A 23028-nucleotide genomic window follows, 5' to 3' on the forward strand; every position below is an offset into this window, starting at 1 on the left:
CTCCATCGCGAGCAAGCTCGCTCCCACATTTTTTTGGGTGTTATTTGAAGTCGTTCTGACGCCAGGCTTCGTAAACGGCCACCGCCACGGTATTCGACAGATTCAGGCTGCGGCAGCCCTCGCGCATCGGCAGGCGCAGACGTTGTTCAGCCGGCAGTGCATCGAGCACTTCAGCCGGCAAGCCCCGGCTTTCCGGGCCGAACAGGAACGCATCGCCCGGGGCGAAGCTGGCATCGTGGAACGGCCGCGAACCCTTGGTGGTGAAGGCGAACAGTCGTGGATGGCCGAGGCTTTCCAGGCAGCTGGCAAGGTCCGCGTGGCGTTGCAGGGTGGCATACTCGTGGTAATCGAGGCCGGCCCGGCGCAGGCGCTTGTCGTCCATCTCGAAGCCCAGCGGTTCGATCAAATGCAGGTGGCAGCCACTGTTGGCGCACAGCCTGATAACGTTGCCGGTATTCGGCGGAATTTCTGGTTGGAAAAGGATGACGTGAAACATGCACGGCTCCGAAGGTAAAGATGACGCGCATTCTACGCCGCCAGAAGGCGTGCGTTCGAAACTATTCCTGCGGGTAATGGGCTCGCTGGCGATTGTCGGAGTGATGGTCGGGATGATGATCGGTCGCCTGACCACGCCAGACCCCAGCCGGTTGCAGCAGGTTGAGGAGACGAGCGACGGGCTGGTGGTGTGGTTCAACAACGAACCCAAGACCCACGGCGAGATGGTTGATGGCAGTGTCGCGCTGCTGTTTGGCGCCGAGGGCAAGGCGCAGAAAGGCCAGCTCAAGCTCGGCGGCAAGGACGTGAACTGGCGGGTACGTTTGAGCGATGGGGGGTTGTTGCTGACACTGGTGGCGGCCCGGCCCCTGCAGGGCGAGTGGGCCGGTAGCGAGGTCGATGACCACTGGCGGCTGGAGATCCATCTCCGGGAGCAATAAAAGAGGGGAATCCCCGGCCTGCCTGTACCAAGGTCCCCGAAACGGGAGGGTTCGCGCATCGCGTCTGAACCCGGTGTAAAGAGGGAATCCCCGGCCTGCCTGTACCAAGGACCCCAAAACGGCTGGGCTCGTCGCGGATGCGATGTGAGCCCGGTGTAAAGAGGGGAATCCCCGGCCTGCCTGTACCAAGGTCCCCGAAATCGGGTGGGTGAACTGATTCACTTGAAAGGGTTGTTGCAGGGGACGTGCCAGGTTTTAACAAATTGAAACAGAAAGCTGCGTATAAACGCCGAAAGCCCCGTAATCCGGGGCTTTCGTGTTTTTTCAATAGGGGTTCGATTGCGAACGCAGGCAGGGTTTCGACGCTGTTTTTGTGCGCGATTGCGGTTCACGGTGCATTCAGTCGGTGCACAAGAGCCCAAAAAGCTTCGCGGGCAAGCCCGCTCCTACAGGTCAAATGTAATCCTGTAGGAGCGGGCTTGCCCGCGAAGGGGTCCTCCAATGACGAGGAATTACTTAACCCTCATCCCCCTCATCATCATCCCCACCATCCACCTTCATCCCCAGTTCCTTGATCTTGCGGGTCAAGGTGTTGCGCCCCCAGCCCAGCAACACGGCGGCATCGCGACGGCGGCCGGCTGTGTGTTTGAGCGCGGTCTCAATCATGATCCGCTCGAAGGCCGGCACGGCGCTGTCGAGCAGGCTCGACTGACCGCGGGCCAGCGCCTGGTCGGCCCACTGGCGCAGGGCCTGTTCCCAGTTGGTCACGGGCGCCGAATCCTGCGGCAGGCTCAGCAGCTCCGGCGGCAGGTCGCCGATATGCACTTCGCGACCTGAAGCCATCACCGTGATCCAGCGGCAGGTGTTCTCCAGCTGCCGTACGTTGCCGGGCCACGGCAGGTTCTTCAGGTATTCCTCGGTTTCGCTTTTCAGGAGCTTTGGCTCGACGGCCAGCTCTTGGGCTGCGCGGCTGAGGAAGTGCTTGGCCAGGGTCGGGATGTCTTCGCGACGGTCCGACAGGCGCGGGATGTGGATGCGGATCACGTTGAGGCGATGGAACAAGTCCTCACGGAATTTTCCGGCATGCACCAGGGTTTCCAGATTCTGGTGAGTCGCAGCGATGATGCGCACATCGACCTTCACCGGCACATGACCGCCGACGCGGTAAAACTCGCCATCAGCCAGTACGCGAAGCAAGCGGGTCTGGGTGTCAGCCGGCATGTCGCCGATTTCATCGAGGAACAGCGTGCCGCCGTCAGCCTGTTCGAAGCGTCCGCGACGCAGGTTGGCCGCGCCGGTGAACGCGCCTTTCTCGTGGCCGAACAGTTCGGATTCCATGAGGTCTTTGGGGATCGCCGCCATGTTCAGCGCGATGAACGGCGACGCTGCCCGCGGGCTGTGACGGTGCAGGGCGTGGGCCACCAGCTCTTTACCGGTACCCGATTCGCCGTTGATCAGTACGGTGATGTTGGAGTGGCTCAAGCGCCCGATAGCGCGAAACACTTCCTGCATCGCCGGCGCTTCGCCGATGATTTCCGGGGTGCGGGTCAGGGTCGGGGCGACTTCCAGGCCTTGTTGTTCCTGGGCGTGCTGGTTGGCGCGCTTGACCAGGGAAACCGCCTCGTCGACGTCGAACGGCTTGGGCAGGTACTCGAAAGCGCCGCCCTGATAGGACGCGACAGCGCTGTCCAGATCGGAGTGAGCGGTCATGATGATGACCGGCAGTCGTGGGTGCTGCTCGCGAATCCGCGCCAGAAGCTCCAGGCCGCTGGCGCCGGGCATGCGGATGTCGGAAATGATCACGTCCGGCTGCTGGCGCGCCAGGCGGCTCATCACACCATCGGCGCTGTCGAAGCTTTGCGTAGTCATGCCTTCCTGCTGCAGGGCTTTTTCCAGGACCCAACGGATAGAACGGTCGTCATCGACGATCCACACGGTTTCACTACGGCTCATGTCGATGTGGCTCCTTGTTCCAGTGGCAGAAAGATCGAGAAGGTGGTGTGGCCGGGGTGGCTGTCACATTCGATCAAGCCCTGGTGCTGGCTGATGATGTTCTGGGTAATGGCCAGGCCCAGTCCGGTACCGTCCGGACGTCCGCTGACCATGGGGAAGAAAATGGTTTCCTGAAGTTCTGCAGGGATGCCCGGACCGTTGTCGATGATCTCGATCTTGGTCACCAGGCGATGACGCACGTGGCCGATGGTGAACTGGCGCATGGCGCGGGTGCGCAGGCTGATGCGGCCCAGGCGCAGTTCGTTCTGGCTGCTGATGGCCTGCATGGCGTTGCGCACGATGTTCAGCACGGCCTGAATCATTTGCTCGCGGTCGATCAACACGTCGGGGATGCTTGGGTCGTAGTCGCGCACCAAGGTGATGCAGCCCTGGCTTTCGGCCTCCACCAGATGGCAGACACGCTCAAGCACTTCGTGGACATTGCACATGGCCAGCGACGGCAACTTGTTGGAGCCGAGCATGCGGTCCACCAGGTTACGCAGGCGGTCGGCTTCTTCGATGATGACGTTGGTGTAGTCGCGCAGGCTTTCTTCCGGCAGTTCCCGGGCCAGCAATTGTGCCGCGCCGCGAATCCCGCCCAGCGGGTTCTTGATTTCATGGGCCAGGCCGCGGACCAGCATCTTGCTGGTTTCCTGCTTGGAAAGCTGTGCTTCTTCCTTGGTGATCCGCAGCAAGCGGTCACGCGGGTGGACTTCGAGCAGCAGCATCGTGTCGCCGTTGCTCAGGATTGGCGTTACCGCGTAGTCGACGGTCAGGGTCTGGCCGGTGAGGGCGGTGAGCATGGCTTCGCGTTTGGTGAACGGGTGCGCTTGTTCGACGGCCTGGCGCAACGAATTCAGCGCTTCGGTCGACTCGGTAAACAACTCACTGATGAACTGCCCATGGCTGCGTTGACCGCTGATGGCCAGCAGCATCTCCGCCGCCGGGTTCATGTACTCGAGGCGCAGTTCGGCGTCGAGCAGGATGGTGGCAGTGGTGAGGTTGTCGAGTAGCAAGCGGTGGAGTGCGTCGCTAATGGTCATCGGGACCTCTTTTAGGGCAGAGCATGCGCAAGAAAAAAGCGCTGGTACGGGCAAAATGCAAAAACCAAACCAAGGCTCCGAAAAGAAGCGTTCAGCGCCTGAAACGGGCGTTTGACGCTCGTTTGCGTGGCGCTTTGCCAGCTTTCGCGGGTACTTTCGAACCAAAATGGGTTGGAATGTGAGTACGGTGCAAGCAATTGCACCAATATAGTGCGCAAACCTGAACGAGGTTAGAAAAGTCTCAGGAAAGGATTTTTTTCTTCGCCGGGTTTGTTGTTGAGCGGGCATTCCGGCCGCTGGCCGTAGTCTTCGAGAGTGCAGGGTTTGATCCTGCGCTTCTGGGCGAGAGACGTGCGTTGCATGTGGAAAGGCTGGCTGGCGCTGCGTTCGACGATGCGCCCCTGTTCGTCGAGGATTTCCACGGACAGGGTATGGCTGCCGCGATCGATGTTGCTCAAGGCGAACACCGGGCTCAGGCCGGGTTCGGCGATGGGCTGGCCGTCGAGCAGCAACCGGTAGCGGTGACCGGGGTGCAGGGCCGGTTCGTTGGTGGCGCTGACGATGACTTTGCCGGTGTTGCTGCGGATGGTGGCGTCGGGTTCCGGGATCAGGATGCGCAGTACTTCATAGTGGAACAGCGCTTGTACTTCAGGGCTGCTCCGGGCAAGCAACGGCGCTGCGCTGGCGGGGTTGGCTGCCGTTCGATTGGTCGTTGCCAGCGGTACGCGCCTGGCGTCGCCGGGTTTGGGCTGGTCGGTGAAAACCCGATTGCCCTGAGCGTCGATATACATGAAGACCTCTGCCGAGGCGGGCAGGGCGATCAGGCAGGCGATCAGTAGCCAGGCCTTCAAGGCTTGTGCACCCGCTGTACGGTGAATGTCACCGCAGGGCTCTGCTGCACAACGTTTTCGCCATCGATCACTTGTACGGCAAGGCGGTGTTCGCCGCGATCGATGTTCACCAGTTGCAGGGTCGGCACGTTGCCTGGCTGGCCGTAGGGCTGACCGTCCAGTAGCAGGTGCAGCAGGTGGGGACCTTGCAGGCGCGGCTTGATCAGTACCGTTATGGTGAACGTTCCGTTGTTGGCGCGCAGGGCTTCGGTGGTGGGCAGGCCGGTCAGCTCCAGTACTTCGTAGGCCTTGTGGGGCGGTTCATTGCGAGCGGCTTCGGCAGTAGGTGCGGCTTCGCCGGGAGGCTGGCGCTCGACGCTGTTGAGGGGCGGCAGGTCGACCGGATGGGCGCTGATGCCGTCAGGCGGTTGATTGCTGTACGCGGTGGCGCCGTTGGCGTCCGTGTACTTGTAGATCTGCGCCGTGGCGGGCAGAACGATCAGCAGCAGGATGAAGAGAGAACCGCGACCCATGGAATCGACCGGAAACGAAAACGTTGGGTTGCAGCATAGGGCAGGGCTGTCGATTGGCCCAGCGCGTTAACATTTGGGTATGAATTATCAATCTCTATAGAACGCAGTAATTCATTGTGGGAGCGGGCTTGCTCGCGAAAGCGGTCTGTCTGAGAAAGAGATATTGGATGTACCGACGCCTTCGCGGGCAAGCCCGCTCCCACAGGGTTCTTTGTCGGTCGTTGAATTGAGCTCATAAAAAAGGCCTCCCGAAGGAGGCCTCTCTTTTTGTCACGCCGCTTGCGCAGGCGCTACCGGATCAGCAGCTGTAGTACAGCTCGTATTCCAGTGGGTGTACGAAGGTACGTACCTTGATTTCTTCTTCGCTTTTCAGGGCGATGTAAGCGTCGATGAAGTCGTCGCTGAAAACGCCGCCTTTGGTCAGGAACGCACGACCTTTGTCCAGCTCTTCCAGGGCTTCTTTCAGGCTGCCGCAAACTTGTGGGATCTCTTTGGCCTCTTCAGGCGGCAGGTCGTACAGGTTTTTGTCAGCAGCGTCGCCAGGGTGGATCTTGTTCTGGATGCCGTCCAGGCCAGCCATCAACAGTGCGGCGAAGCACAGGTACGGGTTGGCAGCCGGATCCGGGAAGCGCGCTTCGATACGGCGGGCTTTCGGGCTCGACACGTAAGGAATGCGGATCGAAGCGGAACGGTTGCGAGCCGAGTAGGCCAGCATCACTGGGGCTTCGAAGCCTGGAACCAGACGCTTGTAGGAGTTGGTCGCCGGGTTGGTGAAGCCGTTCAGGGCCTTACCGTGCTTGATGATGCCGCCGATGAAGTACAGAGCGGTGTCGGACAGGCCGGCATAGCCGTCGCCTGCGAAGGTGTTCTTGCCATCTTTCCAGATGGACATGTGTACGTGCATACCCGAACCGTTGTCGCCGTACAGCGGCTTAGGCATGAAGGTAGCGGTACGGCCGTAGGCATCGGCTACGTTGTGCACAACGTATTTCAGGGTTTGGGTTTCGTCGGCTTTCTTCACCAGGGTGTTGAACTTGACGCCGATTTCGTTCTGGCCGGCAGTTGCCACTTCGTGGTGGTGAACTTCGACGGTCAGGCCCATTTCTTCCAGTGCGTTGCACATGGAGGTACGGATTTCGTGGTCGTGGTCGAACGGCGGAACCGGGAAGTAGCCGCCTTTGACGCCTGGACGGTGGCCTTTGTTGCCGCCTTCGATGTCCTGGTCGGACATCCACGAACCTTGCTCAGAGTAGATCTTGAACATGGAGCCGGAAATGTCGGACTTGAACTTCACCTGGTCGAAGATGAAGAACTCTGGCTCTGGACCGGCGTATACGGTGTCACCGATAGCGGTGGCTTTCAGGTGCTCTTCGGCGCGCTTGGCGATCGCACGTGGGTCGCGATCGTAGCCTTGCATGCTCGAAGGCTCGATGATGTCGCAGACCAGGATCAGGGTCGGTTCTTCGGTGAACGGATCCAGAACAGCGGTGGAGTCGTCCGGCATCAGGATCATGTCGGAAGCTTCGATGCCTTTCCAGCCAGCGATGGAGGAACCGTCGAACATTTTGCCGACTTCGAAGAAGTCGTCATCCAGCGCATCGCGAGCCGGCATGGTCACGTGGTGCTGAGTGCCTTTGGTGTCCGTGAAGCGCAGATCAATCCACTTGACGTCATGATCTTTGATGAGTTGAACCGACTTCGACATAGTGTCCTCCGGGTGGCTTCGGGCTAGTAATGGATGCCCTTATAATGTGGGTGATGCCGGCGCGAATACTCTGCCAAGGCAACCTGCCTCACAAGGGAGCAAATTGCATGCCAGTGCCCCAGCATGGGTTTTTTGCCCCAAATTCACGCTTGTGAGGCTGTTTTACGCTTTAAAGCAGAAAATATCGCCCTGTAATGTGGCGTCAAATCCAATAAGTGACCTGTTTTGGTGCGCGAAAAACCTTCTACACATTAACTGGTTAAACCTTGAGCAATTTCCGCTATAATCCGCGCCCCCCTTTTTCGGCAGGCCCTGCGCGCGCTGTTTCCATGAAATTAATCGTAAAAGTCTTCCCCGAGATCACCATCAAGAGTCGACCTGTCCGGACGAAATTTATCCGCCAGTTGGCCAAAAACATCCGCGCCGTGCTCCGCGATCTGGACCCGGCCGTGGTGGTGAGCGGCGTGTGGGACAATCTCGAGCTGGAAACCCGTGTCACCGACCCCAAAGCCTTGAAAGAGATGGGTGAGCGCCTGACCTGCATGCCGGGCATCGCGCACTTTCTGCAGATCGACGAGTACCCGCTGGGCGACTTCGACGACATCACCGAAAAGTGCAAACACCACTACGGCGATGCGCTGGCCGGGAAGATTTTCTCGGTGCGCTGCAAGCGGGCGGGCAAGCACCCGTTCAGCTCGATGGACGTCGAAAAATACGTCGGCAGCAAGCTGCGTCGCGAGTGCGGCGCCGCCGGGATCGACCTGAAAACGCCGGAAATCGAAGTCCGCATCGAAGTTCGCGACCAACGGTTGTTCGTGATCCACAGCCAGCACAACGGCATCGGCGGATATCCGCTGGGCGCCCTGGAGCAGACGCTGGTGCTGATGTCCGGCGGCTTCGATTCCACCGTGGCGGCCTACCAGATCATGCGCCGTGGGCTGATGGCACACTTCTGTTTCTTCAATCTGGGCGGACGTGCCCACGAACTGGGCGTCATGGAAGTCGCGCATTTCATCTGGAAGAAGTACGGCAGCTCGCAACGCGTGCTATTTGTCAGTGTGCCGTTCGAAGAAGTTTTGGGCGAAATTCTCGGCAAAGTCGATAACAGTCATATGGGCGTAGTATTGAAGCGTATGATGTTGCGCGCTGCGTCCCAAATTGCCGATCGATTGCACATCGACGCACTGGTCACCGGTGAGGCGATCTCCCAGGTTTCGAGCCAGACGTTGCCGAACCTGAGCGTGATCGACTGTGTGACCGACAAGCTGGTCTTGCGTCCGCTGATCGCCAGCCACAAGCAGGACATCATCGACCTGGCCAACGAAATCGGTACCGCCGATTTCGCCCGGCACATGCCGGAATACTGCGGCGTCATCTCGGTCAATCCGAAGACCGCGGCCAAGCGCTATCGCGTCGAGCATGAAGAGAAAGAATTCGATATGGCGGTACTCGAGCGTGCGCTCGAAAACGCCAAGCTGGTGCCGATCGATCGCGTGATCGACGAATTGGGCCAGGACTTGCAGATTGAAGAAGTCAGCGAAGCGCTGGCCGGTCAGATCGTCATCGACATCCGCCACCCGGATGCCGCTGAAGACGACCCGCTGGAACTCGCTGGCATCGAGGTACAAACGATGCCGTTTTATGCAGTGAACGCTCGTTTCAAGGAACTGGACCCTACTCGCCAGTACCTGCTGTATTGCGACAAAGGCGTGATGAGTCGCCTGCATGCCCACCATTTGCTCAGTGAGGGGCATGCCAATGTGCGCGTTTATCGACCGAGCTAAGTGCCCGGGGCTGTTTGCCTGTGGCCTGCGTCACCGGCCCCCCGATGCCACCGTCAAGCTGTAACGGCTTTCACGGACGCTACTGTTAATCGCTGCCAAGACTTGTCAGCACACCGAATCCTCTGATCGAGATACACAAGTGATCGAAAATCTACGCAACATCGCCATCATTGCCCACGTTGACCATGGTAAGACCACCCTGGTAGACAAACTCCTGCGTCAATCCGGCACCCTGGAGCGCAACGAGCTCAACGACGAGCGCGTGATGGACTCCAACGACCAGGAAAAAGAGCGCGGCATTACCATTCTGGCGAAAAACACCGCCATCAACTGGAACGGCTACCACATCAACATCGTGGACACCCCGGGCCACGCCGACTTCGGCGGCGAAGTTGAACGCGTAATGTCGATGGTCGACTCCGTTCTGCTGCTGGTTGACGCTCAAGACGGCCCTATGCCGCAAACCCGTTTCGTGACCAAGAAGGCTTTCGAAGCCGGCCTGCGTCCAATCGTGGTGATCAACAAGGTTGACCGTCCAGGCGCGCGTCCGGACTGGGTTCTGGACCAGATCTTCGACTTGTTCGACAACCTGGGTGCCACCGAAGAACAGCTGGACTTCAAAGTCGTCTACGCCTCGGCCCTGAACGGTATTGCCGGTCTGGACCACACCGAAATGGCTGAAGACATGACCCCGCTGTACCAGTCGATCGTCGACAACGTACCAGCACCGAAAGTCGACCGTGACGGTCCGTTCCAGATGCAGATCTCCGCACTGGACTACAACAGCTTCCTGGGTGTGATCGGCGTTGGCCGTATCGCCCGTGGTCGCGTCAAGCCGAACACCCCGGTTGTGGCTATCGACGCTGACGGCAAGAAGCGCAACGGTCGTATCCTGAAGCTGATGGGTCACCACGGCCTGCACCGCATTGACGTTGAAGAAGCTTTGGCTGGCGACATCGTCTGCATCAGTGGCTTCGACCAGCTGTTCATCTCCGACACCCTGTGCGACCCACTGAACGTCGAAGCGATGAAGCCGCTGACCGTTGACGAACCAACCGTTTCCATGACCTTCCAGGTAAACGACTCGCCTTTCTGCGGTAAAGAAGGCAAGTTCGTGACCAGCCGTAACATCAAGGAACGTCTGGACAAGGAACTGCTGTTCAACGTTGCTCTGCGCGTTGAAGAAGGCGACACCGCCGACAAGTTCAAAGTCTCCGGCCGTGGTGAGCTGCACCTCTCGGTACTGATCGAAACCATGCGTCGCGAAGGCTTCGAAATGGGTGTTGGTCGTCCGGAAGTGATCATCCGTATGGTTGATGGCGTCAAGCACGAACCGTACGAAAACGTGACCATCGACCTGCCGGAAGAATCCCAGGGCGCGATCATGGAACAGATCGGTATCCGTAAAGGCGACCTGACCAACATGGTTCCGGATGGCAAGGGCCGTGTGCGCCTTGAGTACAACATCCCGGCCCGTGGTCTGATCGGTTTCCGTAACGAGTTCCTGACCCTGACCTCCGGTGCAGGCATCCTGACCTCGATCTTCGACCGTTACGACACCATGAAGTCCGGTGACATGTCCGGCCGTCAGAACGGCGTGCTGGTATCGGTTGCTACCGGTAAGGCACTGACCTACTCGCTGGAAACCCTGCAGTCGCGTGGCAAGCTGTTCATCGAACACGGCCAGGACATCTATGAAGGTCAAATCGTTGGTCTGAACAGCCGCGACAACGACCTGGGTGTTAACCCAACCAAAGGCAAGAAGCTCGACAACATGCGTGCTTCGGGTAAAGACGAAACCATCGCTCTGGTTCCGCCTGTACGCTTCACTCTGGAGCAAGCTCTGGAATTCGTACAAGAAGACGAGCTGTGTGAAGTCACGCCTAAGTCCATCCGTCTTCGCAAGAAGATCCTGGGCGAAAGCGAGCGTACCCGCGCTGCCAAGAAGTCCGGTAACTAAGTCATTTAGTTAGCTGACAAAAAAACGCCCCCGGTCGAAAGGCCGGGGGCGTTTTTGTTTGTCTGCGATTTGTGCGAGACCTTGTGGCGAGGGAGCTTGCTCCCGCTCGACTGCGCAGCAGTCGTAAAATCTTGGGGTCGCTTCGCAACCCAGCGGGAGCAAGCTCCCTCGCCACAGATGATGCAATACGGATCAGAACCGCTCGATACTCCGCGAACTACGCTCGCGTTCCACTTCCTTCGGCTTGTACGCACAATACCCCGGCCGCGGGCCGATTTTCGGGTGGTTGCGGCAGGTATCCGGGCGCTTTTCATAAATAGTGCACAGACGGCTCTTACGATCCAGATACAGGCAATCATTGTTGCTCATGCGTTGGAGGGTGAAGATTCCTGACTTCTGGTTGAAGCGCTCGACCAAACCTTCCTTTTGCAGGCGTTTGGCGATGTTCTTCGGTGGATCGCCCAGCTCGAACTCATCGACCACGCCGATGCGGATCAGATCCTTGATCTTGACTTCGACGGGCAGGGTGCAGCAACTGGACATGCACGAGCCGCACATCGGGGCAGAGTACTTGGCCCAGGTATCGAGGCGGTCGATCTCTGCGGCAGCGATCAGGTTCGGCTTCATCATCGTTTGTTACCAGCGTGTGCATCAGGGCGCGCGATAATACCGGGACTGGTGGATTTTTGAACAACCTTTCGCCAGATTTTTTCACTGCCGGCCAATAAGCCGTTAATCCGGCACAACCCCTGCATTGAATCAGGTACACGACAATGTATTGCCAACCCGATTCGCACTAACTGGAAAAACTGCCGAACAAGAGCCTCTACCGCCTGTCAGACCGTCTAGGCTCAGACAACTTCAAGCTCGCTCGAGGTCCTATCGATGACTCAAGAACCACTTGTTCGCGAAGCAGAGGTGGCCGCATTCCGCGACGCCGTCTTGACCAAACTCACTTATGCAGTGGGTAAAGACCCGGATCACGCCTTCGACCATGACTGGTTCGAGGCCATTGCCCTGGCCGCGCGGGACCACATGGTCGAGCACTGGATGGACCATACGCGGCAGATCTACCGCAAAGGTCAGAAGCGCGTTTATTACCTCTCCCTGGAATTTCTCATCGGTCGGCTGCTGTTCGACAGCCTGAGCAACCTCGGCCTGCTCGACGTGGCCCGCGAAGCCCTGACCGAACTCGGTGTCGACCTTGAGCGCATTCGCTTGCTGGAGCCCGATGCGGCCCTGGGCAACGGCGGCCTCGGGCGTCTGGCGGCGTGTTTCCTGGAAAGCATGTCGACCCTCGGCATCGCCGGTCATGGCTACGGCATCCGCTATGAGCACGGGTTGTTCCGCCAGGCGATTGTCGATGGCTGGCAGCAAGAGCAGACCGAACACTGGCTGGATTTCGGCAACCCGTGGGAGTTCGAGCGGCCGGAGGTGGTGTACCCGATCGGCTTTGGCGGCAGTGTCGAGACCGTGACCGATGAAAACGGCAAGTCCAGGCAAGTCTGGCATCCGGCGGAAACCGTGCGGGCCATTGCCTACGACACGCCGGTGGTCGGCTGGCGCGGGGCGAGCGTCAACACGCTGCGCCTGTGGCGCGCCCGGGCCATGGAAGAACTGCACCTGGAGCGCTTCAACGCCGGCGACCACTTGGGCGCCGTGGCCGAAGTGGCCCGGGCCGAAAGTATCTCCCGGGTGCTGTACCCGGCGGACAGCACCGAAGCCGGCCAGGAGTTGCGACTGCGCCAGGAATACTTCTTCGTCGCGGCGTCCCTGCAGGACTTGCTGCGCCGCCATCGCAACATGCACACCTCGGTGCTGACCCTGGGCGATCACGCTTCGATCCAGCTCAACGACACTCACCCCTCGATTGCGGTGGCTGAACTGATGCGGCAACTGGTCGACGTGTATGACGTGGCGTGGGATGCGGCGTGGCAGGTCACCGTCGATACGCTCTCCTACACCAACCACACATTGCTGCCAGAAGCGCTGGAAACCTGGCCGGTCGGCCTGATGGAACGCATGTTGCCGCGGCACATGCAGATCATTTACCTGATCAACGCCCAGCACATCGACTCCCTGCGAGCCAAGGGCATCCACGATTTCGACGTGCTGCGTGCGGTGTCGCTGATCGAGGAAGACAACGGTCGTCGGGTGCGCATGGGCAATCTGGCGTTTCTCGGTTCCCACAGCATCAACGGTGTGTCCGCGTTGCACACGCAACTGATGCGCCAAACGGTGTTCTCTGAACTGCACAAGCTGTACCCGGAGCGAATCAACAACAAGACCAACGGTATTACCTTCCGACGCTGGCTGTACCAGGCCAACCCCGAGCTGACCTCGATGCTGGTCGATGCCCTCGGGCCTAAAGTGCTGGATAACCCGGAAGAGCGTTTGCTCGCCCTCGAACCGTTCGCCGAGAGAAATGCATTTCGCAAGGCGTTTGCCGAGCAACGCCTGCACAGCAAGAAAGCCCTGGCGTACCTGATTCATGAGCGGCTGGGCGTCGCGGTCAACCCGGCGGCGATGTTCGACGTGCAGGTCAAGCGAATCCACGAATACAAACGCCAGTTGCTCAACCTGATGCACACCGTGGCGTTGTACCAGGCGATTCGCGCGGAACCGGAAATCGACTGGGTACCACGGGTGAAAATCTTCGCCGGCAAGGCCGCCGCGAGTTATCACCAGGCCAAACTGATCATCAAACTGACCAACGACATCGCCCGGGTGGTGAACAACGACCCGACCGTGCGTGGTTTGCTCAAAGTGGTGTTCCTGCCCAACTACAACGTCAGCCTGGCGGAGAGCATCATCCCTGCGGCGGATTTGTCCGAGCAGATCTCCACCGCCGGTTTCGAAGCGTCAGGCACCAGCAACATGAAATTCGGCCTGAACGGCGCGCTGACCATCGGCACCCTGGACGGCGCCAACGTGGAAATGAGCGAGCGCATCGGCACCGAGCACATGTTTATCTTTGGTCTCAGCGCACAGCAGGTCGAGGCACGCAAACAGAACCATGAGTTCAATGCGGCACCGGATATTGCCGCCTCCCATCGCCTCAACGATGTGCTGCAAGCGATTCGTGGTGGGGTGTTCTCGCCGGATGATCCGTCCCGTTACACCGGGCTGATCGACTCGTTGGTGGATTACGACCGCTTCCTGGTCTGCGCCGATTTCGACTCGTACTGGAACGCACAGATGCGCGTCGAAGCCCATTGGCACGATTCGAACCAGTGGTGGCGTTCGGCGGTGTTGAACACGGCGCGGATGGGCTGGTTCTCGTCGGACCGGACCATTCGCGAGTACGCCACGGAGATCTGGAAGGCGCTGGAGTAAGTCTTCAGGCAGGTGGATATACTGGCGCGCCGGAAAAGATCGCAGCTTTCGGCAGCTCCTACAGGATCGCGTAGGAGCTGCCGAAGGCTGCGATCTTTTGGCCGCTGGTTACGCTAATCTTTCGGGATTGCGCTTAGGGATATCGACCATGCAATGGATTTTCATGCTGATCGGGCTGGTGCTCGGCTGGATACTCGACGAGTCATTCAGTGATGCACTGCTGGGTGCATTACTCGGATTGGGTATCGGCCAGGCCGTTCGCATGGCTCGAATGGACTTTCGGGCAGTCGAGCAGCAGCGACTGCTGGAACAGGCACAGGTTGCGCTGCAAGCGGTCGAGCAACGGCTGGCAGTGCTTGAAGCATCAGGCGTCAAGGCGCCGCAAACCCGTGAACCGCTGGTATCGCCTGAAGCCCTCCTTGATGAAACACCTGTCGCAGCCCCGGAATTGATCTGGGAGCTACCGCCCGAGCTCGAGCCAATCCCCGCAGCGGCCAGCGAAATCGCCGATGCCTGGAAACCCGAGCCGACCGCTCGCGAAGCACAATCGACTATCCCCCCGCATGGCCCGAACCTCATCGACCGCGCCATCAGCCGCGCCCGTGCCTGGTTGTTCGGCGGCAATACCGTCTTGCGTGTCGGTGTGGTGCTGCTGTTCCTCGGTCTGGCCTTTCTGCTGCGCTATGCCACCGAAGGCGTGGTGGTGCCGCTTGAGTTGCGCTACGCAGGCGTTGCGGCGGCAGCCTTGGGGTTGCTCGGATTGGGCTGGTGGTTGCGAGCGCGCAACAGCAGTTACGCATTGATCCTGCAGGGTGCCGGGATCGCCGTGTTGTACCTGACCGTGTTTGCCGCGATGCGCCTGCATCCGTTGCTCGATCCCTCGGCGGCGTTTGGCCTGCTGGTGGCGGTGACGATCTGTTCGGCGATTCTCGCCATTACCCAGGACTCCCTGGGGCTGGCCGCCGCTGCCGCACTGGGTGGCTTCGCCGCGCCCATCCTGGCCTCCACCGGCGCCGGCAGCCACGTCGCGCTGTTCAGTTACTTTGCCCTGCTCAATGCCGGCATCCTCGCCATTGCCTGGTTCAAGGCCTGGCGGCTGTTGAACGTCATCGGATTCACCGGCACCTTCGGCATCGGTTTCGCCTGGGGCCTGCGCTCCTACTCGCCGGAGTTGCTGTGGAGCACCGAGCCGTTCCTGATTGTGTTTTTCCTGATGTACCTGGCCATTGGTCTGTTGTACGCCCGGCGCAAGTTGATGGCGATGAGCGATGCACCGGCAGAGGGCAATCGCGAAGCGCTGCTGCAGTGGTCGGCGCGCAAGGGTGACTACGTCGACGGCACGCTGCTGTTTGGCCCGCCGCTGGTGGGTTTCGGCTTGCAGTTCGCACTGGTGCAGCATCTGGAATTCGCTGCGGCGTTCAGTGCTTTGACGCTGGGCATGATTTACATGGGGCTCGCCCGTTGGCTGATGGCCGGGCGCACGCTGTTGCTGGGGGAAACCTGCCTGGCCTTGGGGGTGATTTTCGCCAGCCTGGCGATTCCGCTGGGGCTCGATGCGCGCTGGACGACGGCGGCGTGGGCGGTGGAAGGCGCGGGGATCTTCTGGCTCGGTCTGCGTCAGCAAAGGCCCCTGGCCCGGGCCTTTGCCTTGCTCCTGCAACTGGGGGCGGCGCTGGCGTTTCTCAGCGAGTTGCACAGCAGCGAGAGCAGCCTGCTCGGCGGTGTGCCATTAGGCGCGCTGTTGTTGGGTGTCGCGTTGTTGTTCAGCTTCTACCTGTTACGCAAAGCCTTGCCGGAGCAGATCAGGCCTTGGGAGCTGATAGGCCTGCCAGTCCTGGCTTGCCTCGGGCTGGCGTTTCTCTATTTGCTGGCACCGCTGTTTTTCTTCAGTCACGGCACTGTGATCAGTTGGGCCTTGGCCGGGGCGCTGACGTTGTGGGTTGGCTTGCACCTGCCATCGCGCACGTTCGTGTTCACCGCGCTCGCTGTGCAACTGTTGGCTGGCGCGCTGTTCCTGGCGACGGGGCCGCAGTTCAGTGAAGGGGTGATCCCCTTGGCCCATGGCGGGTTCTGGGCGCCGCTGGTGCTAGGGCTGGCCGCGATGGTCGGGGCTTGGCGTTTGCAGGTTGGTCATTCGCTCGGAGCGTTCGAAGGGCTGAGTCTGTTGCGATTGTCCCAGGCGTTGCTGGTGTGGGGCGCAGGCTGGTGGGCGTTGGCCTGGGTCATCGAGGTGCTGCATTTCGCGTCGTTGCCGATGCAGGCGACTTTTTTGTTGAGTATGGCTGCCGTGAGTGTCGCACTGTGGACGGCATTGGCACAGCGCCTGAGTTGGCCGTCACTGGGCGTGCTCTGCACGGTGTTGATTCCCGCTGCAGCGTTGGTGCTGCTGGCGGCCTGGCACTCGCGTTACCACCCGGCGGCCAACGTCGGCTGGCTGGCGTGGGCCGCCGTGTTCGTCGTGCATTTCATGTCCCTGCGGCGTCTGGCACCCATGCTGCCGGCGCGCGTGCTGAGCGTCGCCCATGTGCTCGGCTGTTGGCTGTTGATGGGGGTGCTGGCTCTGGAACTGCGTTACGCCTTGCTGGTGTTGTCCGAGCAATACAACGCCTGGCGCTGGTTGGGCTGGGCGATCCTGCCAAGTCTGTATCTGGTGTCGATGGCGGCACCTCGCGCGTGGCCTTGGCCGGTGTCGGCATATTCGAGGGAATACCGTGTATACGCCGCCGCGCCGCTGGCGTTGCTGATGCTCGGCTGGTTCTGGCTGGCGAATGTCGCCAGTGACGGCAATGCCGAGCCACTGCCCTACGTGCCACTGATCAACCCGCTGGAGCTCGGCCTGTTGTTCGCGCTGTTCGGCGTCTATGTCTGGTCCCGCAGTGCCATGACACAACTGGCGGTCCGCGAGGATTACGTCGCCATCGCCACGCAAGGGGTCACCGGCGCCTCGCTGTTCGTGTTCTTTACTGCATTGGTGATGCGCACAGCGCACCATTGGAGCGGGGTGCCGTTCGAGCTGGATCTGTTGTTGGCGTCGATGCGGGTGCAAGCCGGCCTGTCCATCGTCTGGACCCTGATGGCCCTGAGCCTGATGATCGGCGGCCATTTGCGTCGCCGCCGCGAAGTCTGGTTGATCGGCGCCGCCTTGATCGGCGTGGTCGTGGCCAAGCTGTTCTTTGTCGAATTGAGCAATCGCGGCGGGCTGGCGCGGATCGTGTCCTTTATCGGAGTCGGCGTGTTGCTGCTGGTGGTGGGCTATTTCGCCCCGCTGCCGCCCAAGCGCGCCGACGCTGTGCCGGATACCGGGAAACCGCTCGCGGAATCCGAAGGAGTGTCATCTTGAGTCAGAAGCTGAACCTGGGGTGGCTGGGCGCTGTTGCGATGGGTGTGGTGTTCTCGGCGGTTGCCCAGGAAAAACCGGCTGACTTCACCACCCAAGTGCCCTTGTCGGTGACGGGCGAAGGCCCCTGGTATCGCCTTGAACTGCCCCTGAACGTACAACTGAATGCACGCCAGGCCGACCTGAGCGATCTGCGGGTGTTCAACGCCGTCGGTGATGTTCAGGCTTATGCCCTGGCCCGGGAGTCGGCGCAGAGCAGTGAAACGCGCACCTTGAACGAGGTGAAAAGGTTTGCGCTGTACAACTCGGTGGACGCCACTGAAAGCGCGCCGAGCGTACGGGTGCAATCGAGCGCCAACGGCACCTTGGTCGAGGTGCAGCCCTCCAGTCAGCTGGAGCCGGGTGAGGAGGAGTTGCGCGGCTGGTTGCTCGACGCTTCCGCGATCAAGGCGCCGTTGCAGCAATTGATTCTCGACTGGACCAGCGAGCGCGACGGCTTCCAGCGTTTCACCCTCGAAGCCAGCGACGATTTACAGCATTGGCAGTTCTGGGGCGAAGGGCAGGTGGCGCGCCTGACCTTTGCCGACGAGCGGGTCGAGCAGCATGAAGTCAACCTGCCGGGCCAGTCGGCGCGCTACCTGCGTTTGCTGTGGATTACACCGCATTCGGCACCGACGCTGACTTCGGCGCAACTGCAAAGCGCCAGTCCCCGCAGCCTGCCGCTGCCGTTGGTCTGGTCCCAGGCGTTGGCCGGCAGCAGCACGAAGGCGGGTGAGTACACCTGGCAGTTGCCGACGGGGCTGAATGTCGAGCGAGTGCAGGTCGAGCTGAGCCAGCCCGGCAGCCTGGCGCCGGTGAGCCTGGCCGGTCGGCGCGACAGCAGCCTGCCATGGCAGCCGTTGGGCAGCGGTTTGCTCTATCGCCTGACCCAGAACGGTCAGGACGTGGTGCAAAACGAATTGCCGTTGTCAGGGCAAATCGTCCAGCAATTGAAACTGACCGTAGACGAACGCGGCGGTGGCCTGGGTGATCAGGCGCCGACGCTGAAGTTTGCCGTGCGCGCCACGCAACTGGTGTTCCTGGCGCGCGGGCCGGGGCCTTACACGCTGGTCGTGGGGAATGCGACGACGAAGGCGGCGAACTTGCCGCTGTCGACGCTGATTCCGGATTACAGCCCGGCGAAGCTGGCGACCCTGGGCCGGGCCATGGTGGAGGTCGGGGCGGTGGTCTCGAATGCATCGACTGAGAAAACGCTGGCGACGACGGACACCCAGTGGAAGAAGTTCGGCTTGTGGGCAGTGTTGTTGCTCAGTGTCTTGTTCCTGGCGGCGATGGCATTCAGTTTGTTGCGCAAACCACCAGCCAAATCCTGATAGTGGGTGCTGCGCACCCAATCGCGAGCAGGCTCGCTCCCACATTTGGAACGCGTACCCCTGTAGGAGCGAGCCTGCTCGCGAAAGCGTTCGCCCAGTCACTGAAAATGCCGAAATGACTGCAGTTCTCAGGCCCACACCCAGCCCATTTCCAACTACGCTCATCCCCGCGCATGAACTCTCTTCGGCCGATCACGTCTGATAGGAGGAAATGCGCCCCGACTCGCGCTAAACTGCGCGGGTTTTTAGCCCCCCCCCATTCCTCCGGAGCCTTCCATGTCCCGCGTTACCTTGAGTCGCTATTTGATTGAGCAGACCCGCAGCAACAACACTCCTGCCGATCTGCGCTTCCTGATCGAAGTGGTGGCGCGTGCCTGTAAGGAGATCAGTCACGCCGTGTCCAAAGGCGCCCTGGGTGGCGTTCTGGGCAGCATGGGCACTGAAAACGTCCAGGGCGAAGTGCAGAAGAAGCTCGACGTGATCTCCAACGAAATCCTGCTTGAAGCCAACGAATGGGGCGGTCACCTGGCCGGTATGGCGTCCGAAGAAATGGACAATGCCTACCAGATCCCGGGCAAATACCCCAAAGGTGCGTACCTGCTGGTATTCGACCCGCTGGACGGTTCGTCGAACATCGACATCAACGCGCCGGTCGGCACCATCTTCTCGGTACTGCGTTGCCCGAACGAATACCTGAGCCAGAACGAACCTTTGAATGAAAAGGCCTTCCTGCAGCCAGGCACCCAGCAAGTGGCCGCCGGTTACGCGATCTACGGTCCACAGACTATGCTGATCCTGACCCTGGGCCACGGCGTGAAGGGCTTCACCCTGGACCGTGAAATGGGCAGCTTCGTCCTGACCCACGAAGACATCACCATTCCTGAAACCACCCAGGAATTCGCCATCAACGCGTCCAACCAGCGTCACTGGGAAGCTCCGGTACAGCGCTACGTTGGCGAATTGCTGGCAGGTGAGACCGGCCCGCTGAAAAAGAACTACAACATGCGCTGGGTCGCCGCGATGGTGGCCGACGTGCACCGCATCCTGACCCGCGGCGGTTTGTTCATGTACCCACGCGACAGCCGCGAGCCTTCCAAACCGGGCAAACTGCGCCTGATGTACGAAGCCAACCCGATGTCGTTCCTGGTGGAACAGGCGGGCGGTGCGTCCACCGACGGCCACCAGCGCATCCTCGACATCCAGCCGGAAGGCCTGCACCAGCGTGTTGCGGTGTTCCTCGGTTCGAAAGAAGAAGTTGCCCGCGTCACGGCTTACCACAAGGAATAAATCATGACCGCGCCCTGGCAGCCGTTGCTTGACTGGTGGTTCGGAAGCTCCGAATCAGCGAGGGAAGTGGCGGCGCAGAAGCGCAAGTTGTGGTTCGGCAAGCGCGACAGCCAGGACCTCGAAGCGCGCGAGCGTTTCGGGGACTGGACCGAGCAGGCACTGGCCGGCGGATTGACCGAGTGGATGCAACATCCCGAAGGTTGGCTGGCCCTGGTGCTGTTGCTCGATCAAATCCCGCGAATGATCTTTCGCGATACTCCCAAAGCCTTTGCAGGCGATCTCCGGGCGCAGAAGCTGGTAGCCCAAGGCATTGCCGCGGATTACGACCGGCAGTTGCAGCCGATCCAGCGGGTGTTCATCTACTTGGTGTTCGAGCACAGCGAAGACCTCGCGGTGCAGAACGAAGGTGTCTCGCGCTACATCGAGCTGGTGGCGCAGCAACCGGAAATCGATCGGGCGCTGTTCAGCGATTACCTGGACTACGCCGAGCGGCATCAGAAAGTGATTGCGCAGTTTGGGCGCTTTCCGCATCGCAATGCGGTGTTGGGGCGCGAATCTACGGTAGAAGAGTTGGCGTTTCTTTCGAAGCCAGGGTCGCGTTTTTAGTCTTGATATTTACGCTGTAGTCGAGGTCGCCAAGATCGCAGCCTGCGGCAGCTCCTACAGGGGATTGGTGTTGCGCCGCGGTTTTTGCGTCGAACCCTGAACCTGTAGGAGCTGCCGAAGGCTGCGATCTTTTGATCTTTAGATCCGGAAACTACCCACCAACTGCTTCAACCGCGCCGCCTGCTGCTCAAGATCGGCACACGCACGCAAGGTCGACTGCAGGTTCTCCACCCCTTCCTGGTTCAGCATATTGATCTCGGTGATGTCGACGTTGATCGACTCCACCACAGCCGTCTGTTCTTCAGTGGCAGTGGCGACCGACTGGTTCATGCCATCGATCTCACCGATGCGCAGGGTCACGCTGCCCAGGCGTTCGCCCGCCTGGTTGGCGATGCCGACGCTGCTTTCGCTCTGGCGCTGGCTGTCGGTCATGATGCCCACCGCTGCCCGGGCGCCGACCTGCAGTTCTTCGATCATCGTCTGCACCTGCTGCGCCGAGTCCTGGGTGCGGTGAGCGAGATTGCGCACCTCATCGGCCACCACCGCGAAACCACGCCCGGCCTCACCGGCACGTGCCGCTTCAATGGCGGCGTTGAGCGCCAGCAAGTTGGTCTGCTGGGAGATGCTGGTGATCACTTCCAGAATCTGCCCGATATTGACCGTGTTGCTGTTGAGGGTTTCGATGCTGCCGCACGAATCGCTGATCTTGGCCGACAACTGCTGCATCGCCGCGATGGTTTTATCCACCACCTGCTGGCCGTCTTCGGCCAGGCTGCGGGCATCGCTGGAATGTTGCGAGGCGAGGGCGGCGTTCTGGGCGATTTCCTGGGCGGCGGCACCGAGCTGGTTGATCGCCGCGGCCACACTGCTGGTACGCGAGGCCTGCTGGTCGGAGTTGAACATCGACGAATTCGACGCGGCCACCACACGCAACGCCACTTCGTTGACCTGGCCGGTGGCCGAGGACACTTCGATGATCGAGGTGTGAATGCGCTCGACGAAGCGGTTGAACGACAGCCCCAGCGCGCCGAATTCGTCGTGGCCATGAATGGTCAGGCGTTTGGTCAGGTCACCTTCGCCTTCGGCGATGTCGTGCATGGCGCGGCCCATGGTCAGCAGCGGCTGCATCAGCAGGCTGATCAGCATGCCCAGCAGCGCAATGATGATCACTATGGCAATCACCATGGCGATGATCGCCGAGGTACGGAACTCGCTGAGCATCGAGAACGCCGTTTCCTGGTCGAGCACCAGTGCCACGTACCAGTTCGCCGATGGCACGCCGTTGACGTGGGTGAAGGAGATGAACTGACGCTTGCCGTCGATCTCGACTTCTTTCATGCCCGGGCTGACTTTGGGCGTGTCGCTCGGATAGGCCTCGGCCAGGTTCTTGAGCACCAGCTTGCTGTCCGGGTGAATCAGGATCTTGCCGTCGGCACCGACGATAAACGCATGACCGTGACCGCCGAAGTTCAGCGAGTTGATGATCGCGCTGACGCTGGACAGGTCGATGTCGGCACCGGCGACGCCGATCATCTGGCCCTGGTGCTGCACCGGGGTGGCCACGGTGATCACCAGTTTGCCGGAAGACGCGGCAATGTACGGTTCGGTGACGATGGTCTGTTGTGCGCTATTGGCCGCCTTGTACCAGCCACGGGCGCGCGGGTCGTAGTCCGCCGCGCGGTTGCCCGCCGGGACCGAGAACATCACCCCGTCGGCGCCACCGAAGTAGCTCAGCTGGAAGTTGCCGGTGTAGGCGGGCAGGTCGATGATCCGTTTCAGGCTGGCGGCAGCATTGCCATCGGCGCTGACCTGTTGGGCCATCGACTGCAGCAATTGCATGCGGCTTTCCAGCCAGGTCTGGATGTTGCTGGTGGTCAGGCTGCCGAGTTCCTGCATCGAGGCTTCGGTACTGTTGCGCAAGGTCTCGCGCTGGCGATAGTCGTTGAACAGGATGAAACAAGCGAATGCGACGGCTACCACGAGGGCAGCAGCCAGCAATATCTTGTGGCTGAACTTCATGTTTCTGGTCATGGATGAGCTACCGCAGAGGGGCTGTTCTACAAAATGGGGGAGCAAATGCCACCGACGTGGCTTTGCGTTGCATGTATGTCGACTGATCGGCGCCAAAGATTAGGCGGATGTTCTGAAAAACGACGAAATGCTCGATGAACAAGGAAAGTGACCGATTTTCGGCAAAAGGTAGACGAGTGGCCCGATAAATAGCCTGCTGGGCACGGAACCTCACAGGGGTTTTCTCTTCTAAGCTTCAGCTTGGCAGCCATGCCAATCCCCTACGCCCCCCCGGAG

Annotated in this window: 16 protein-coding genes and 1 pseudogene; 8 read left to right on the forward strand and 9 right to left on the reverse strand. The window is 60.4% G+C overall.

The window, feature by feature from the left end; all coding sequences use genetic code 11:
* Positions 1 to 40: 40 nt before the first annotated feature.
* On the reverse strand, positions 41 to 496 hold the full coding sequence (trmL, locus tag KW849_RS12270) for a tRNA (uridine(34)/cytosine(34)/5-carboxymethylaminomethyluridine(34)-2'-O)-methyltransferase TrmL (RefSeq protein WP_110751963.1): 456 nt from the start codon (positions 494 to 496) through the stop codon (positions 41 to 43).
* Here trmL and KW849_RS12275 point away from each other — a divergent pair.
* On the forward strand, positions 495 to 935 hold the full coding sequence (locus KW849_RS12275) for a hypothetical protein (protein WP_218429646.1): 441 nt from the start codon (positions 495 to 497) through the stop codon (positions 933 to 935). The genes trmL and KW849_RS12275 overlap by 2 nt on opposite strands.
* A 516-nt stretch (positions 936 to 1451) precedes the next feature.
* On the opposite strand, the gene ntrC is transcribed toward KW849_RS12275, so the two are convergent.
* The 5 genes from ntrC to glnA form a co-directional block, all read right to left on the reverse strand.
* Complete coding sequence (ntrC, locus tag KW849_RS12280) at positions 1452 to 2888, reverse strand: nitrogen regulation protein NR(I) (protein ID WP_108216190.1); 1437 nt, start codon at positions 2886 to 2888, stop codon at positions 1452 to 1454.
* On the reverse strand, positions 2885 to 3970 hold the full coding sequence (gene glnL, locus KW849_RS12285) for a nitrogen regulation protein NR(II) (protein WP_057712404.1): 1086 nt from the start codon (positions 3968 to 3970) through the stop codon (positions 2885 to 2887). The genes ntrC and glnL overlap by 4 nt, the downstream gene beginning before the upstream one ends.
* A gap of 230 nt (positions 3971 to 4200) precedes the next feature.
* Entirely contained in the window at positions 4201 to 4821 is a 621-nt protein-coding gene (locus KW849_RS12290; RefSeq protein ID WP_218429647.1) for a DUF4124 domain-containing protein, read from the reverse strand.
* Positions 4818 to 5333, reverse strand: coding sequence for a DUF4124 domain-containing protein (locus tag KW849_RS12295; protein WP_218429648.1), 516 nt, complete (start codon positions 5331 to 5333; stop codon positions 4818 to 4820). The genes KW849_RS12290 and KW849_RS12295 overlap by 4 nt, the downstream gene beginning before the upstream one ends.
* A 298-nt stretch (positions 5334 to 5631) precedes the next feature.
* Positions 5632 to 7038, reverse strand: a complete 1407-nt coding sequence (glnA, locus tag KW849_RS12300; RefSeq protein WP_218429649.1) for a glutamate--ammonia ligase — start codon at positions 7036 to 7038, stop codon at positions 5632 to 5634.
* A gap of 329 nt (positions 7039 to 7367) precedes the next feature.
* Between glnA and thiI the strand changes: the two genes are divergently transcribed.
* Both thiI and typA read left to right on the forward strand, forming a co-directional pair.
* Positions 7368 to 8822 (forward strand): tRNA uracil 4-sulfurtransferase ThiI, encoded by a 1455-nt coding sequence (gene thiI / locus KW849_RS12305; protein ID WP_218429650.1) that lies wholly within the window; start codon positions 7368 to 7370, stop codon positions 8820 to 8822.
* A 139-nt stretch (positions 8823 to 8961) separates the two neighbouring features.
* A complete protein-coding gene (gene typA / locus KW849_RS12310; protein ID WP_046041316.1) occupies positions 8962 to 10782 on the forward strand; it encodes a translational GTPase TypA in 1821 nt (606 codons plus the stop codon).
* Positions 10783 to 10974: 192 nt separating this feature from the next.
* Here the strand turns inward: typA and KW849_RS12315 are convergent, their stop codons facing one another.
* Positions 10975 to 11412 (reverse strand): YkgJ family cysteine cluster protein, encoded by a 438-nt coding sequence (locus KW849_RS12315; RefSeq protein WP_108216195.1) that lies wholly within the window; start codon positions 11410 to 11412, stop codon positions 10975 to 10977.
* A gap of 255 nt (positions 11413 to 11667) precedes the next feature.
* Between KW849_RS12315 and KW849_RS12320 the strand changes: the two genes are divergently transcribed.
* The 5 genes from KW849_RS12320 to KW849_RS12340 all read left to right on the forward strand — a co-directional run bounded on the left by KW849_RS12320 (position 11668) and on the right by KW849_RS12340 (position 20721).
* Positions 11668 to 14118, forward strand: coding sequence for a glycogen/starch/alpha-glucan phosphorylase (locus tag KW849_RS12320; RefSeq protein WP_218429651.1), 2451 nt, complete (start codon positions 11668 to 11670; stop codon positions 14116 to 14118).
* 148 nt (positions 14119 to 14266) lie between these two features.
* Positions 14267 to 17458, forward strand: coding sequence for a DUF2339 domain-containing protein (locus KW849_RS12325; protein ID WP_218429652.1), 3192 nt, complete (start codon positions 14267 to 14269; stop codon positions 17456 to 17458).
* Positions 17455 to 18828 (forward strand): DUF3999 domain-containing protein, encoded by a 1374-nt coding sequence (locus KW849_RS12330; protein WP_218429653.1) that lies wholly within the window; start codon positions 17455 to 17457, stop codon positions 18826 to 18828. Before KW849_RS12325 ends, KW849_RS12330 begins: the two co-directional genes overlap by 4 nt.
* Positions 18829 to 19104: 276 nt before the next feature.
* A complete protein-coding gene (locus tag KW849_RS12335) occupies positions 19105 to 20115 on the forward strand; it encodes a class 1 fructose-bisphosphatase (RefSeq protein ID WP_108216199.1) in 1011 nt (336 codons plus the stop codon).
* Between the two features lie 3 nt (positions 20116 to 20118).
* Complete coding sequence (locus KW849_RS12340) at positions 20119 to 20721, forward strand: DUF924 family protein (RefSeq protein ID WP_218429654.1); 603 nt, start codon at positions 20119 to 20121, stop codon at positions 20719 to 20721.
* 138 nt (positions 20722 to 20859) lie between these two features.
* On the opposite strand, the gene KW849_RS31835 is transcribed toward KW849_RS12340, so the two are convergent.
* On the reverse strand, positions 20860 to 21624 hold the full coding sequence (locus KW849_RS31835; protein ID WP_371319134.1) for a methyl-accepting chemotaxis protein: 765 nt from the start codon (positions 21622 to 21624) through the stop codon (positions 20860 to 20862).
* A gap of 93 nt (positions 21625 to 21717) precedes the next feature.
* A pseudogene (locus KW849_RS31840) lies at positions 21718 to 22752 on the reverse strand (cache domain-containing protein); the annotation flags it as partial.
* Positions 22753 to 23028: the final 276 nt, after the last annotated feature.

The organism is Pseudomonas sp. PDM26, assembly GCF_019219185.1.
GTDB lineage: Bacteria > Pseudomonadota > Gammaproteobacteria > Pseudomonadales > Pseudomonadaceae > Aquipseudomonas.